16 protein-coding genes are annotated in these 14,993 nt (G+C 60.4%); 9 read left to right on the top strand and 7 right to left on the bottom strand.

Annotation, left to right across the window (positions count from 1 at the left end; genetic code table 11):
* The first annotated feature begins 132 nt into the window (after positions 1–132).
* Positions 133–1,083 (top strand): L-threonylcarbamoyladenylate synthase, encoded by a 951-nt coding sequence (locus tag AC2FGB_RS05375; RefSeq protein ID WP_142635369.1) that lies wholly within the window; start codon positions 133–135, stop codon positions 1,081–1,083.
* On the opposite strand, the gene AC2FGB_RS05370 is transcribed toward AC2FGB_RS05375, so the two are convergent.
* Positions 1,084–1,638: a YqgE/AlgH family protein gene (locus AC2FGB_RS05370; protein ID WP_142635367.1), complete on the bottom strand. Its 555-nt coding sequence runs from the start codon at positions 1,636–1,638 to the stop codon at positions 1,084–1,086.
* Between the two features lie 145 nt (positions 1,639–1,783).
* Here AC2FGB_RS05370 and AC2FGB_RS05365 point away from each other — a divergent pair, with 145 nt between their 5' ends.
* Together AC2FGB_RS05365 and AC2FGB_RS05360 are read left to right on the top strand one after the other, a co-directional pair.
* Positions 1,784–2,596: a protein-disulfide reductase DsbD domain-containing protein gene (locus AC2FGB_RS05365; RefSeq protein ID WP_496693555.1), complete on the top strand. Its 813-nt coding sequence runs from the start codon at positions 1,784–1,786 to the stop codon at positions 2,594–2,596.
* Between the two features lie 7 nt (positions 2,597–2,603).
* A complete protein-coding gene (locus AC2FGB_RS05360; protein ID WP_496689045.1) occupies positions 2,604–3,020 on the top strand; it encodes an NUDIX hydrolase in 417 nt (138 codons plus the stop codon).
* Here AC2FGB_RS05360 and AC2FGB_RS05355 read toward each other — a convergent pair.
* The 6 genes from AC2FGB_RS05355 to AC2FGB_RS05330 form a co-directional block, all read right to left on the bottom strand.
* Positions 3,017–6,415, bottom strand: coding sequence for an efflux RND transporter permease subunit (locus AC2FGB_RS05355; RefSeq protein WP_496693554.1), 3,399 nt, complete (start codon positions 6,413–6,415; stop codon positions 3,017–3,019). The two genes, AC2FGB_RS05360 and AC2FGB_RS05355, sit on opposite strands and share 4 nt — an antisense overlap.
* A gap of 5 nt (positions 6,416–6,420) precedes the next feature.
* The gene (locus AC2FGB_RS05350; RefSeq protein WP_281995251.1) at positions 6,421–7,875 is read right to left on the bottom strand and encodes an efflux RND transporter periplasmic adaptor subunit; all 1,455 of its coding nucleotides are present in this window, start codon (positions 7,873–7,875) and stop codon (positions 6,421–6,423) included.
* 104 nt (positions 7,876–7,979) lie between these two features.
* A complete protein-coding gene (moaB, locus tag AC2FGB_RS05345) occupies positions 7,980–8,522 on the bottom strand; it encodes a molybdenum cofactor biosynthesis protein B (RefSeq protein WP_496693553.1) in 543 nt (180 codons plus the stop codon).
* A gap of 6 nt (positions 8,523–8,528) precedes the next feature.
* Positions 8,529–9,149: a LysE family translocator gene (locus AC2FGB_RS05340; protein ID WP_281995253.1), complete on the bottom strand. Its 621-nt coding sequence runs from the start codon at positions 9,147–9,149 to the stop codon at positions 8,529–8,531.
* A complete protein-coding gene (locus AC2FGB_RS05335) occupies positions 9,149–9,745 on the bottom strand; it encodes a metallophosphoesterase family protein (RefSeq protein ID WP_271948518.1) in 597 nt (198 codons plus the stop codon). Before AC2FGB_RS05335 ends, AC2FGB_RS05340 begins: the two co-directional genes overlap by 1 nt.
* Positions 9,745–10,509 carry a uracil-DNA glycosylase gene (locus tag AC2FGB_RS05330; protein ID WP_496693552.1) on the bottom strand — a complete coding sequence of 255 codons (765 nt, stop codon included), beginning with the start codon at positions 10,507–10,509 and terminating at the stop codon, positions 9,745–9,747. The genes AC2FGB_RS05335 and AC2FGB_RS05330 overlap by 1 nt, the downstream gene beginning before the upstream one ends.
* 40 nt (positions 10,510–10,549) lie before the next feature.
* On the opposite strand from AC2FGB_RS05330, the gene AC2FGB_RS05325 reads away from it, so the two are divergent.
* The 6 genes from AC2FGB_RS05325 (at position 10,550) to plsY (ending at position 14,990) form a co-directional block, all read left to right on the top strand.
* Entirely contained in the window at positions 10,550–11,209 is a 660-nt protein-coding gene (locus tag AC2FGB_RS05325) for a scavenger receptor class F, member 2 (RefSeq protein ID WP_496693551.1), read from the top strand.
* Positions 11,210–11,283: 74 nt separating this feature from the next.
* Entirely contained in the window at positions 11,284–12,219 is a 936-nt protein-coding gene (locus AC2FGB_RS05320; protein ID WP_496693550.1) for an aspartate carbamoyltransferase catalytic subunit, read from the top strand.
* Positions 12,216–12,734: a hypothetical protein gene (locus AC2FGB_RS05315; protein ID WP_496693549.1), complete on the top strand. Its 519-nt coding sequence runs from the start codon at positions 12,216–12,218 to the stop codon at positions 12,732–12,734. Before AC2FGB_RS05320 ends, AC2FGB_RS05315 begins: the two co-directional genes overlap by 4 nt.
* Positions 12,719–13,105 (top strand): hypothetical protein, encoded by a 387-nt coding sequence (locus tag AC2FGB_RS05310; RefSeq protein ID WP_496693548.1) that lies wholly within the window; start codon positions 12,719–12,721, stop codon positions 13,103–13,105. Before AC2FGB_RS05315 ends, AC2FGB_RS05310 begins: the two co-directional genes overlap by 16 nt.
* Entirely contained in the window at positions 13,102–14,382 is a 1,281-nt protein-coding gene (gene pyrC, locus AC2FGB_RS05305; RefSeq protein ID WP_496693547.1) for a dihydroorotase, read from the top strand. The genes AC2FGB_RS05310 and pyrC overlap by 4 nt, the downstream gene beginning before the upstream one ends.
* On the top strand, positions 14,382–14,990 hold the full coding sequence (gene plsY, locus AC2FGB_RS05300) for a glycerol-3-phosphate 1-O-acyltransferase PlsY (RefSeq protein ID WP_142635346.1): 609 nt from the start codon (positions 14,382–14,384) through the stop codon (positions 14,988–14,990). The genes pyrC and plsY overlap by 1 nt, the downstream gene beginning before the upstream one ends.
* Positions 14,991–14,993 lie beyond the last annotated feature (3 nt).

Raw genomic sequence — 14,993 nt, 5'->3', positions numbered from 1 at the left:
ACCTCGGGGCTGTCTTGAACGGTCCGCGACGCCGGGGTTGGAAATCCGCTGACTCGCCGTTATTCATCTGGGTTTGAACGATTACGTACCCATCCTTATGCTACAAGCAATCAAAACGCGGCGTCACTCACAATGATCTCTAACGGTACACTCGAACTGTCAGCCGACCCGGCGGGAATTGCTCAGGCTGCGGATCTTCTGAGGCAGGGACAGCTGGTCGCTTTCCCGACTGAAACGGTCTATGGGCTGGGTGGGGATGCCCGCAACGGAGAGGCTGTCGCCAGCATCTATGCCGCCAAGGGCCGACCCAGTTTCAACCCTCTGATTGCGCATGTCGCATCGGTAGAGTCCGCGCGCAGGTTTGTTGAATGGTCAGATCAGGCCGAGGCGTTGGCACAGGCGTTCTGGCCCGGCCCGCTGACTCTGGTTCTGCCGCTGCGGGAAGGGCACGGTGTATCGTCGCTTGTCACTGCCGGGCTGGATACATTGGCGGTTCGGGTGCCTGCGCATCCTTCTGCCCGGGCTATTCTCGAGATGTTCGACGGGCCGGTCGCTGCGCCCTCGGCCAACCCTTCGGGACAGATCAGCCCGACAACAGCCGCGCATGTCCGCGCCGGTCTGGACGGGCGCATCGCTGCCATTCTGGATGACGGTCCCTGCGGTGTCGGGCTGGAATCCACCATTGTCGGCCTCGCTGGAGAATCCGCTTTGCTACGCCCCGGAGGGGTGGCTTTGGACCAGATCGAGGCAGCTCTCGGTACGGCATTGCATCTACACCAATCGGGCGACACGCTAACAGCACCCGGACAGATGCTGTCGCATTACGCCCCGGACGTGGCGGTCCGGTTGAACGCGCAGACTACACATGGTGACGAGATTCTCTTGGGATTTGGACCGGTCGAATGCGACCTGAACCTGTCCGCTGATGGTAACCTGACCGAGGCAGCGGCCAATCTTTTTGCCGCTTTGCACAAGCTCAACAGCACCGGACGCCCGATTGCCGTGTCCCCTATTCCGGACCACGGATTGGGCGCCGCTATCAACGACCGGTTGCGCCGGGCTGCAGCACCGCGTGACAGTTGATCAGGCGCGCCCTGCACTGGCCGACAGAGTCAGAGGATCGACGCCCAGCGTTGCCAGCGCCGCCTCCCATTTCTGATCATCGGGGACATCGAACACCAGCTTCGAATCCGCCTCGGTTGTGAGCCATCCGTTCATCGCGATCTCATCCTCAAGCTGCCCGGGTCCCCAGCCTGAATACCCTAGCGTCAGCATAGAATTCAGCGGTCCTTGCCCCGAGGCCAGGTCTTCAAGCACGTCCAACGTTGCAGTCATGCTGAAATCGTCCGAAATCTGCAGGGAATGGAGGTTCGCGTCATAATCGGCGCTGTGCAGGACGAATCCGCGCGACATCTCGACCGGGCCGCCGAAATGCACCAGACGCTCACCCACGATCGGGATACGGCAAGCGATGTTCAACTGACCCAGCAGCGTCTTTATGCGTAAATCCGAAGGTTTGTTGATGATCAGACCCATCGCGCCATCGTCGCCATGGCTGCAAATATAGACAACCGAATGATCGAAACGCGGATCGCCCATCCCAGGCATCGCAATCAACAGTTTACCGGTCAGATCCATAAGACGACATCTCTTGCTGAGCTCCCATCAACAATGCCCCCGCAGTCCCGGTATTGGCAAGGGACGAGCGGCGATTTCGCTAGATTTCATTCGAGTGACCCGAACGTGACTTGGAATTCGCCTCGAGACCACGCATTTATAGGGTATGAACATTCACAAGACATTTCTGGCAGCCGCCTTTGCCGTGACCGTTGGCGCGATTGGACCGGCATCTGCACAAGTGGTCGGCTCGGTGGCCGAATTGGATATCCTGGACGGCGGGCGCACAGCAAATGGAGCCTATCTTGGGGCGCTGCGGGTGACCCTGCAGGACGGCTGGAAGACCTATTGGCGGGCGCCGGGCGATGCGGGTATTCCGCCACAGTTCGACTGGAAAAGATCAACCAATGTCGGCAGCGTGTCGATCACATGGCCCGCGCCGGATGTCTTTGACCAGAATGGCCTGCAGTCGATTGGATACGAAAATCAAATGGTCCTGCCGGTCGAGATTTCGCCGAAGAACCCGGCCAAACCCGTGCGGCTGAAAGGCACGGTGGATCTGGGGGTCTGCAAAGACGTCTGCATCCCGGAACGTTTGGGCTTCGATCATACCCTGAACGCCGAAGCAGAGCGCAACCCGACGATCGCGGCGGCACTGGCCAAGCGTCCCTATTCCGCCAAAGAAGCCCGGGTCGCCAACGCGCGGTGCCACCTGACCCCGACGTCTGACGGAATGCAGATCGAGGCGCGCGTCACCATGCCATCCGCAGGTGGCCGCGAGATCGCCGTGATCGAACCCGGCAACCCCGAGCTGTGGGCCTCGCAAACCGACGCCAAACGGCAGGGCGGTACTCTGGTCGCCACATCCGAGGTGATCAACGCCTCGGGCGGTCCGTTTGCGCTGGATCGCTCAAAGATCCGGATCACTGTTCTGGGTGCCAATCACGCGGTGGACATTCTGGGGTGCAGCGCTGGCTGACCCCATGATGCAAACTCCGAAAATCGGTGCGCTTGCGGTCGTCATTCATGACGGGCACGTCCTTCTGGTTCAGCGCAGCAAGCAACCGGATAAGGGGCTATGGGGCTTTCCCGGCGGCCATGTGGAATGGGGCGAAACCGTCCTGCAGGCAGCACAGCGGGAACTGCGCGAAGAAACCTCGGTGATTGCCGAGCCGTTGCGGTATCTGGACAATCTGGACCTGTTGCGCCGCGACGCTCATGGCGCGGTTCTGTCTCATTACCTGTTGGTTGGCGTGGCCTGCCAGTATCAGACCGGGCTACCGGTTGCGGGGGATGACGCAATGGATGCACGCTGGTTCCCACTGGACTTGATCCGACAAGGCGCACTGCCCATGAGCGACCGAGTCTCAAACCTGTTGGAAACCGCCCTGCGTCAGGGCTAGGCAGTGCGTCCTTTGAGACGGGCGTACAACAGGCCCGACAAAACAATGCTCACCACCAGAATCACCGTGGCGCCGGCAGTAAAAGCTCCAAACCCCATCCGCAGGATTGAGGGGCCCTCTGGCCCGGCATAAAGCCCCGAAACAAGGCCCGGTGGAGACCCGGTCACCGCAGGCCAGATCATCGTCAACGCAAACCAGAGCATCAAGGCAAACCCGGTGACAACAAGCGCCCCCTGCACCACACGATCCGGCGCCCGAATTGCGCGACGCATGGCCGTCATTGGCCGCGACAGATCGTTCAGGATCCCCAGCAGGGCAGGAACGAGCAGCAATACCAGCACCATCCCAAACGCCAACCCATAGACCAGCGTGATCACGGTCGGTTTGAGGAACTGTGCCTGCTGCGATCCTTCGTACAACAGTGGGGTCAGGCCCAGAACCGTGGTCAGCGTCGTCAGCATTACTGGCCGCAATCTGTCCGATGTCCCCTCGACGATGGAGGGCATCAGCCCACGAGTCTGCTGATACTCGTCAATCGTCGTCACCAGAACAATCGAGTCGTTGATGATGATTCCGGTCATCCCAAGCAGGCCAACAACCGTGAACATACTGAGCGGGACCTCCCAGATATAATGGCCCCAAATGGTTCCGACCAAACCAAACGGAATGATCGCCATCACCACCAATGGTCGGGTCCAACTGGCAAAGACCCAGGCCAGCACCAGATAGATGCCCGTCAGGCACAGGATCAGACCGGTACGGGCTTCGGACAGAAACTCTTCTTCCTGCTCGCTCAGACCTGCCATGGTCCACTCGACCTGACGTGTGGCTGCGATATTGGGCAGAATTTCCTCGCTCATCGCACGGGCGATCTCGGCCGCGCGTGTTGGATCATCCTCGGAGATATCGCCATAGACCGAAATCACCCGCAGTCCGTTTTCACGCCGCACGGTCGAGAATCCGGATTTACGCTGAACCGAAACGATATCGGCCAACGGGACATAGACTCCATCGGGCGTGCGCATCAGTGTGCGTTCCAGGAAATCGGCGGTCAGTTCTCCTTCAGGCAATTCAACCCGGATCTCGGCACTGCGCGGGCCATCCGGGAAGGTCGCGGCCTCGATCCCGTTCAGACGGTCCCGCAGCACCCGGCCCAATGTTTCGATCCGAAAGCCCAGCGCCTGTCCCTGCGCGGTCAGATCCAAAATGTATTCTTCCTTGTCATAGGCCAGATTGTCTTCCAGCGCTGAAACCTCAGGGTATTTCGAAAGCGCGACCTGCAAGTCCTCGGAAGCCGTTTTAAGCGTGTTCACATCGGCGCCGTAGAGCTGCACGTCAATCGCATCTCCTCCCGGACCAGACCGCCAGCCCCTGAAGCTGAGCAGCTCAAGTTTGGGATGGCTTGGCGCCATTTCCTGCAACTCTCCGACAAACTCGAAGCTCGAATAGGGGCGCAGGTCGGCATCTATCAACTCGATCGAAATCCCGCCCAGCAAATCCGTGTCCTTGCCATCCGCTGCCGAAAGTGCACGGCCCGCGGATCCCCCGATCTCGGCCAGCACGTAATCAATGGGGTTGCGCCCGTGCCGCTCTTCATAGCGTTGGCCAAGCGCTTCTACCGAGGCCTGTAGTTGGTGCATCATGGCCAACGTATCCGCGCGGCCTGCGCCCTCGGCCATGATAAAATTGCCTGTAACTGATCCACGCTCGGGCGCATTGAAGAACCGCCAGTTCACGTCCCCGCGGATGAACAGGGAAATCTGGCTGGCCAGAATGACGATCATCGCCGACACCACCACATAGCGTGCCCAGATTACCCAGGCGATCAGCGGTCGGAACAGCGTATCACGCACCCAGCGAAACCCCTTGTTAACCACACGGTTCGGCAGATCATACCAATGTTCCTTGGCAGAGTGCGCAATCGCGTGGGCCATATGGTTGGGCAGAATCAGAAAGCATTCGATCAGCGAGGCGATCAATACCGCTATCACCGTGAAGGGGATGTCGCGGATCAACTCTCCGAAACGGCCACCAATCGCAGTCAGGCCGAAAAAGGCGATAACCGTGGTCAGCGTCGCAGCAAAGACCGGCATCGCCATGCGACGTGCGGCGCGTTCGGCGGCCACCATTGGTGGCTCACCCAGCCGTCGCGCGCGAAAATCGGCATGTTCACCCACAACGATGGCGTCATCCACGACGATACCCAGAGTGATAATCAAGCCGAACAACGACACCATGTTGATCGACAGGCCACCAATATACATGAACGCAATCGCTGCCGACATTGCCACCGGGATACCCGCGGCAACCCAAAAGGCAATCCGCGCATTCAGAAACAGAAACAGAAGGCAGACCACAAGACCCAGCCCAACCAGCCCGTTATCGACTAGAATATCCAGCCGGTCGGTGATCGCTTGCGCCCGTGTCCGGATCAGCTCGGCCTTTACGCCCTCGGGCAGGCTGGCTTGCATCTGCGAGACGACATCTTCGACCGTGTGTTGAATTTCTATCGCGTCGCCCAGATTTGACCGGTCCACACGAACGGACATTGCCGGATTCTTGCCAACAAAATAGCTACGATTTCTGGTGACACCTTCAATCTGGATCTGCGCCACGTCACCGATCAACAGCTTTGAGCCATCGGCGAAATTGCGCAGCGTAATCCCTTCGATCTCTTCCGGGCTGCGCTTTTCGGTGCCGGTGCGAATGCGCGCATTGGCCCCTGTCACATCCCCTGCCGGATTGGCGTTGACCTCGGCAGCGATGGCCAATGCGATCTCGGACAGGGTGATGTCGTTGGCGATCAGCTGTGCTGTGGGCACCTCGACTACAACGCGCGGCGCGGCGAGGCCCCGGATCGTGGTGCGGGTCACGCCAACAGCGAACAAACGGTTGATCAGCTCATCGGTGAACTTGGCCAGCTGTTCAGGATCGACAGGGCCGGTGACGACAACATCCGTGACGCGATCGCGCCAGGCACCGCGTCGGATGGTCGGCTCATCAGCGTCGTCTGGCAAGTTGGTGACACTGTCGACCGCTGTTCTGACCTCTTCGACCGCGCGAGACATATCCCAGTTCGGCTCGAACTCCATCCGGATCTGGGCTGTGCCCTCGCGCGAAGTCGAAGAGGTGCTGGACACGCCTTCAACGGCCAGAAGGGCCGGCTCCAACAACTGAACGATGCCATTATCAACATCTTCAGGGCCAGCTCCATCCCAGCTAACGCTGACATCCACCCGTTCAAGGATCACATCGGGAAAGAACTGCGCCCGCATATTCGGGATGGCCGCCGCGCCCAGCACCAGCATAACTAGCAGCAGCAGGTTGGCGACCGTCCTGTGGCGCGTGAAATAGCTGAGTATCCCCCCAGCCGCGCCGGGAATTTCGCGCATCATCGCGCCTAACCTCCGGCTCGGTTTTCGATGCTGCGCACCAACGACGCGGGAACCTTGGCTTCGCCCAGTTGGCCCAGCACGCGGGCTTTGACATCTTGAGGCAATGCATCACTGGCTTCGACCTGCGCCACCAGCTGGGCACGCTGTTCCTCGGACAGCTCGACCATATCCGTCTGGCCCCCTGCGTTGGCCTCATCCCGCAGCGGCCTGACCCGGACACCGGCCCCAAGCAGAGGCGTTCGACCAACGACAACCTCGCGACTTTCCAACCCCCGCCCGCGCAGCAGCACCTCATCCCCCTGACGGCGGATCAACTGCACTGGTAGAACCTCAAGCCGGTCATCCTTGCCCAGAATCAGAACCGTCCCTGCTGAATCCAGAACCGAAGACGGCAGGCGCACCACGTTCTCAAGCGGCTGTTCCTGAACCGAGACTGTCACGAAATCACCGGGTTTGAATCCCGAAGTATCCTCGAGCAAGGCATAAAGCAGGCGACCGGTTTGCCCTTCTCCGGCCGAGCCGCTATCGCGGCTTATGCGGCCCTGTGCCGCAAGATCGGCTCCTGTAACCTCTAGCGATACAGTGACCGGGGAATTGATCAGATCCCCTTCAGCATCCAGCAGGCGCACGAATTGCGCGGTCGAGACGCGAAAGGCCACCTCAAGTGATTTGGGATCAACCAATTCGGCCAGTTTTTCGTTGGCTGACACCAGGCGACCCTCAACCAAAGTCACGTCGGTCAATGTTCCCCCAAACCGAGCGCGGATGGTCATGTCTTCTAAATCACGTTCGGCAGCCGCAAGCGCGATACGGGCACGTGCCAGCAAAGTCGTTGCCTGATCGACGCGCGATTCCGCCTGTGCCAGCGCGATCCTCCGGGCCAAAACAGATTGCTGTGCCGATGCCTCGGCCAGTTCCGCCTCTTCCACGGATGCCGCCGCGCCCACCCCCCGGCTTTTCAAGTCTTTTTGACGCTGCAGGGCACGGCCCCGCAATTCGGCCTGCGCCTCGGCCGAGTTCAGCTCATCCTGCGCCAGTAGCAGCGACCGTTCGGCATCGCGTTCCTCAAACTGAGCATCCAGCAGGTCCGACTTGGCGCGATCCAGCGCCGATTGTGCATCCGCCGGATCAAGCTCGACCAGAACCTCTCCTGCAGTGACAGCACCGCCATCTTCGAAATCTTCGGACAAGGTAATCACACGGCCACCAAGCGCTGCACGCAGTTCCAGGCGGCGGCGGCTTTGCACCTCGCCAAATGCTTCAAGATAAGGCGTTACGGTTTCCACTTCGGCATTCCGGACAGTAACCGCAAAAATGCGCTCCCGCGCCTGCGGAGCGGCATCCTCGCGCGTCAGAACATCCTGCACTGCACCCGCGATCATCTGAACCGCCACAAACAAGAGTGCCAACGTCAAGGACGTCAGGAAAACTCCGGCAAGGCTCTGCCTCAGAAAGCGCATTTACTATCACCCCGTTCGCATCAGGCTAGCATTTCAGAAGGTAGCTTTGCCCCGAAAAATGCCAAGCCACAAAGCGGTAATACACATTTGAACGTGTAACCAGCTTACTTCCGTCGCAGATGTTCGTCCAATCTGGGCATAATTTCCACGAAATTGCAGGGCCGGTGACGATAATCGAACTGTTTTAGCAATATTCCATCCCAGGCATCCTTGCAGGCACCGGGGCTGCCGGGCAATGCAAACAGATAGGTGCCCCCGGCGACGCCACCTGTGGCGCGCGACTGGACGGCAGAGGTGCCGATCTTTTGCATCGACAGGATTGTAAAAACCGTGCCGAACGCGTCGATTTCCTTCTCGTAGACATCCCGATGCGCCTCGACTGTAACGTCGCGCCCTGTCAGGCCGGTACCCCCGGTCGAGATGACGGCATCTATTTCAGGATCTGCGATCCACACGCGCAGCTGTTCTACAATCTGGGCGCGCTCATCCGGAAGGATCTTGCGGTCCGCGACCAAATGGCCCGCCGCCTGAATCCGATCCACCAAAGTCTGTCCCGATCGGTCCTCGGGCAGCGTCCGCGTATCCGAGACAGTGAGGACGGCGATCCGAACTGGAATGAATTTTTTGCTTTCGTCGATGCTTGACATATGACGTCAGGCCCTTTCCATAATCGCAAGCCGAATGGCGAGCGCCGTAAAAATCCCTCCGGTCACCCAGCCCATGAAACGCGAGGCACGCGGGTTCGAGACCAAGACTCGGCCCGCGCCACCGGCAAACATGCCGACCATCCCGTTCACCACAAAGCCGCCCACCGCGATGATAAGGCCAAGGGTCAGGAACTGCGGCAAGATTGGCCCCAAGGTCGGGTCCACAAATTGCGGGATGAAGGCCAGCACGAACAGGATGACCTTTGGATTGGTGAGATTGACCAGCAGCCCATCACGAAACGCAAGTTTCCCGCTATGTGCCGGTGCCTCGGCCGGCACAGCACCGTTTTGGATCGAACGCCAGGCCAGATAAAGCAGATAGGCCACCCCCAACCAACGGATCACATCAAACAGCCAGGGCAGCGTCGATACCGCCGCGCCAAACCCAAGCCCAGCCAGCAGGACATGCACCATCGACCCTGCAGAAATACCGGCGCTGGCCGCAAGCGCGGGCCGTGCGCCTTTGCGCAGGCCCTGCCCAAAGCAGAACATCATATCAGCTCCGGGTGTGAGGTTCAGAGCGAGCGCAGCCGGGATAAACGCCAGAAGGGTTACAGTTTCGATCATCAATGCAGCTCAAACCAATTTGGTCTGGGCCCCAGATTGGCCACCTGGGTGCGCCCGATTGCCCCGCGATACCCCCAGCTGTCATGGATATGGCCATGCAGAGAAAGCTGCGGCTGCACCCGCTCGATCGCGTCGCGCACCGCGACCGAACCGACGGCGCCGCCCATTGACGTGACATCGCCATGCCCTTTGGGCGGAGAATGCGTAATCAGAATATCGGCAGCGTCGCACCGATCCAGCAACTCGGCGGCCTCGGCCTCGGTCAGATCGCAGGACCAACCGCCAAAAGGCGTCACGGGCACACCATATCCCAGACCAAACAGGCGCACCCCGTCCACAGTCATCCCGGTACCGTGCAGCACGTGGACACCTTCGGGCACAGCCGCTGTCAGCTCTTGGACGCTTTCGGCATTGCCGGGGGTTAGGACCAGAGGGGCCGAAATGCCCGCAAGCATCTCCATCGCCTGATCCAGCCCTTGCCGCATATTGCAGAAATCACCAGCACCGATCACCAGATCCGCCTCGGCGCTGGCGGCAACCAATTCTACCGCCCGACTGCGCGCCATATGCAGGTCGGAAAAGGCCAGGATGCGCATCACTTGCCCTCCAGCCGGGCCTTCAACTCCAACAGATCTGCCCAGGCCTGCCGTTTCATTGGCGGTTGCCGCAGCAAGTAAGCAGGGTGAAACATCGGGATGACCGGCAGCCCCCAAGCCTGATCCCACTGGCCGCGCAACCGAGTTATACCGCGTTTGCCCAGCACCGCCTGACAGCTGATATTGCCCATCACGACCAGAACCTCGGGCTTGGCCAATGCGACGTGGCGCTCCAGAAACGGCTTCATCATGCCGATCTCTTCGGGCTTGGGATCCCGGTTCTGCGGGGGCCGCCAGGGCAGAACATTGGTGATATAGACGTTTTCGGCACGGTTCAGCTCAATCGCGGACAACATCCTGTCCAGCAACTGCCCGGCCCGGCCAACAAAGGGCTTGCCCTCGCGATCTTCATCCCGGCCCGGAGCCTCGCCTATAATCATCACCCGAGCACCCGGCGTCCCGTCGGCAAACACCAACTGGCGCGCACCACGTTTCAAATCGCAATGATCAAACGCATCCATCGCAGCGCGCAACTGGTCCAGCGATCCAGCAGTCTTGGCGACTGAATCGGCAATCGCCAACGCATCGACCGGCTTGGGCTTTTCCGGCGCCGTTTGTACCGCTGTGGGCTTTTTGGATTTGGGCGCAGTGTCGGGCAACGCATAGCGGTCCACCGGGGCATCCCCGATCGCATCCGTCGCGCCGAGTTCAATCTGCCAATCCAGCAGAGCCCGCGCTGTGTGATAATCCAAAGCCGATTCCATAGACCTCAATCTAACCTCCTTTTGACCGAGGGAAAGCGAATTGGCCTTGATTGCGCGCTCGGTCGCACCGACCATTGGGGCAATCATGCTGATCCTGTTTCGAATCCTCTCAATTTGGGCGCTGCTGGCCTTGGCCAGTGGGCCGGTTTCGGCGCAGCTGTTTGACCGTAACGACCAGTGCCGCGCGGGGCAGTTCGCCTGTGGCAGTCGGTGCTGTTCCGGTGGGCAAAGATGCAGTTTCGACAATCATTGCATCCCGCTGGGCGGCACCTATTGCGGCGGCGGCCGCAGCTGCGGGCCGTTCGAGCGCTGCGTGGCAGGCGGGTTGCGCTGCGCACCCAAAGGGGCCAACGCATGCACCACGCGTCTGGACTGCCCCGGCGACAGCTTTTGCAACGCGCGCGGGGAATGCCAGCGAAACACCCCCGAATTCGACCCGGATTCAGCCACCAGCGGCAGCCCCATCACCTGTGACGACGGCTTGACCTGTGCGGCCGGATCATCCTGCCTGCCAGGCGGAGGATGCGCACAGCCCGGTTGGTTCTTGTGCGAGAAAACCGGATCACAATGCCGCCCTGGATTCAAATGTTCGAACCACCAAGGATGTGTGCCGGTTAAGGCGATCGACTGCGGCTATGGCAAATGGTGCAAACCCGGCGAACAGTGCTTGCCCGAGGGGGGGTGCGAGAAACTGCCCTAACGCCTTGATCCCAAGGTTGCCTTGCGCGGCGCGGCTTTCTATAAGCGGGCCGATTGTCAGACAGGAGTCCGCCCATGCGTTTCGCCCATCGTCACCTTCTTGGCATCGAGCACCTGTCCCAATCCGATATTACTGCCATTCTTGATCTGGCCGAGACCTATGTCGAGATGAACCGGCAACCGAACAAGCACTCGGATGTGCTGGCCGGGCTGACGCAAATCAACATGTTCTTTGAGAACTCGACCCGTACTCAGGCCAGTTTCGAACTGGCAGGCAAGCGGCTGGGTGCGGATGTGATGAATATGGCAATGCAGGCCAGCTCGATCAAAAAAGGCGAGACGTTGATCGACACGGCGATGACGCTGAACGCAATGCATCCCGACCTTCTGGTGGTGCGGCACCCGCATTCCGGCGCGGTCGATCTGTTGGCGCAGAAGGTGAATTGCGCCGTACTGAACGCAGGCGACGGGCGGCATGAGCACCCGACACAGGCGCTGCTGGATGCGTTGACCATTCGCCGCGCCAAGGGTCGCCTGCACCGGTTGAACATCGCGATCTGCGGCGACGTTGCCCATTCCCGCGTGGCGCGGTCGAACTTGATCCTGCTCGGCAAGATGGAAAACCGCATTCGCCTGATCGGCCCGCCAACGCTGGTCCCCAGCCAATTTGCCGAGTTTGGAGCCGAGATCTATGACGATATGAACGAAGGCCTTCAAGACGTCGATGTCGTGATGATGCTGCGCCTTCAGAGAGAGCGGATGGATGGCGGGTTCATCCCCTCGGAACGTGAATACTATCATCGCTACGGGCTGGATGCCGCCAAACTGGCGCAGGCCAAACCCGATGCCATTGTAATGCATCCCGGCCCAATGAACCGCGGGGTCGAGATTGACGGAACGCTAGCCGATGATATCAACCGCTCGGTCATTCAGGAGCAGGTTGAGATGGGTGTCGCCGTCCGCATGGCTACGATGGAACTGCTGGCCCGCAATCTGCGCGAGGCCGCATGAGCGATCTGGCCGTCGCATCCCATGAACACGGCGTTATCCGCCTGTTCGCACTCGACATGCGCCCGGAAGAGGCCAAGTTTCTGCGCGAACCCGGAGCCGCCGATCAGATTCTAGGGGTAGCGGGGCTGGATCCCGAGCAGGTCGACGTCTTTCCGGTCTCGGACCTCGAAGACCTCGGCCTCTATGGCTATCTGACCGAGGGCTGCGACGTGTCCGCAGATCAGCTGGACCGCACAGCGCTGGATGCGATTGACGGCTGGGTTCTGGTAGTCCGCAGCGCCGCATTTCGCGGTCGTGCAGCCGCTTTGCGCCCCGACCGCAGGCTGCGCCTGATCGGGCTCTATACTGAAGAAGCAACAAGCTGGGCAGGTGGCCGGATTGAGACGGAAAGCGCGAAACCGTATTCGGCGTCGCAATCCGCACCGCAAAATGACAAACCGCGTCGCATGGGCTCTGCGGTTCTGGCGCTGCTGATCCTTCTGGTTATCGGAGGTGCCCTATGGCTGATCCTGTGACTTTCCCGCCCGACAAAGGGGCCTATATCCGCACCAACACGTGGATGGCAGCCGCGGCTATGGCAGGGGCCATGGTCATCCTTTGGCTGATCGGTAATCCCTATGTCTGGACCGGCGCGCCAGCGGGCCTTGCTGCAATCGGCATTCGTGCGTGGTATCTGGCCTCAGAAGAGCTGACGGCCGCATGGGAAATGACCGACACTACTCTGACCGGTCCTGGCCCGCGCAAAGTGGCGCTGAACCAGATCGAGGCTGTCAAAACCATGGGTAGCTTTGTTCAAATCGTCACAAAAGGCGGGGACAAGCACCTGATCAAGTATCAGGCAGATCCCGCCGCTACCAAAACCGCTATTGAAAGGGCCATGGCATGAGCAATCTGATCTTCACCAACGCCCGCCTGATCGACCCCGAAACTGGCGCAGACGCACTGGGATGGGTGCATGTGGCTGATGGCCGTATCGTGGCCAACGGCGAAGGTGCGGCCCCGTCGATTGACGCGCAGGTCATCGACTGCGGCGGGCATTGCCTGGCACCGGGCATAGTCGATCTCGGCGTCAAGGTTTGCGAGCCGGGCGAGCGGCACAAGGAAAGCTATAAATCCGCAGGCCTGGCGGCGGCGGCAGGGGGTGTGACCACGATCGTGACGCGCCCCGATACCTTACCCGCCGTGGACACGCCGGAAACGCTGGAATTTGCGACCCGGCGCGCACAGGCGGATGCCCCGGTCAACGTGCTGCCCATGGCGGCCCTGACCAAAGGGCGCGAAGGGCGCGAGATGACCGAGATCGGATTTCTGCTGGATGCCGGTGCCGTCGCCTTTACCGACTGTGATCATGTCATTGCAGATACCAAAGTGTTCACCCGCGCGCTGACCTATGCGAAATCCTGCGGTGCGCTGGTGATCGCCCACCCTCAGGAACCGGGGCTGAGCGCTGGCGCCGCCGCCACCAGCGGCAAATTCGCCGCCTTGCGCGGATTGCCCGCCGTTTCCCCAATGGCCGAGCGTATGGGGCTGGACCGCGACATTGCGTTGCTGGAAATGACCGGTGCGACCTATCACGCCGATCAGATTACCACCGCCCGCGCCCTGCCCGCGCTGGAACGGGCCAAGCGGAACGGGCTGGACATCACTGCTGGCACCTCGATCCACCATCTGACGCTGAATGAGCTGGACGTGGCCGACTATCGCACCTTCTTCAAGGTCAAACCTCCGCTGCGGTCGGAAGATGACCGGCAGGCTGTCATCGAAGCGGTGCGGGCAGGTCTGATCGACACGATCAGTTCCATGCACACGCCACAGGACGAAGAAAGCAAACGCCTCCCGTTTGAAGAGGCGGCCTCGGGCGCGGTGGCGCTGGAGACTTTGCTGCCTGCGGCTTTGCGCCTGTACCATTCTGATCAACTGGACTTGCCGACTCTGTTCCGCGCGATGGCTCTGAACCCAGCTAAACGACTGGGTCTGGACAGCGGTCGCCTGTCTGAGGGCGCGCCGGCCGACCTGGTTCTGTTCGACCCGGATGTGCCCTTTGTGCTGGACCGGTTCACGCTTAGATCCAAATCGCAGAATACGCCATTTGACGGCCAGAGGATGCAAGGTAAGGTCACCGCAACCTTTGTGGCAGGCCAAGAAGTATACCGGAGACCCTGATGCCCCTGATCGACAGTACGATGACCCAGCTGATCCTCTGGGCCGCGATTGGATACCTGATGGGGTCGATCCCCTTTGGCATGATCATCGCCAAGGTGATGGGACTGGGAAATCTGCGCGATATCGGATCGGGCAATATTGGGGCGACCAATGTACTTCGCACCGGTAACAAGGCCGCCGCCGCGCTGACTCTGATCTTTGACGCCGGGAAAGGGGCCGCTGCCGTCTTGCTCGCCCGTGCCATGGCCGGGGAAGACGCCGTACAGGTCGCCGCATTGGCCGCGTTTCTGGGCCACTGTTTTCCAGTCTGGTTGGGCTTCAAAGGTGGCAAGGGTGTCGCGACCTTTCTGGGCCTCTGGCTAGCGCTTGACTGGGGCGTGGGCATTGCCTGCTGCATAACTTGGCTGGTGGCCGCTGCCATCTGGCGGATTTCGTCGCTTGGGGCCCTTGCAGCAGCGTCCCTGTCTACAACCTGGGTCATGGTTTTGAGTGACGGGTCGACGTTTATTCTGGGAATCGTCCTGACATTGCTTGTGTACTGGCGCCATGCCGCCAATATCTCGCGCATCAAAGCTGGCACCGAACCCAGGATCGGGTCCAAGACCTGATAT

The sequence above is a fragment of the Ruegeria sp. CDSC021 genome (assembly GCF_059610845.1).
This window is presented reverse-complemented; position numbering and strand designations above follow the sequence as displayed.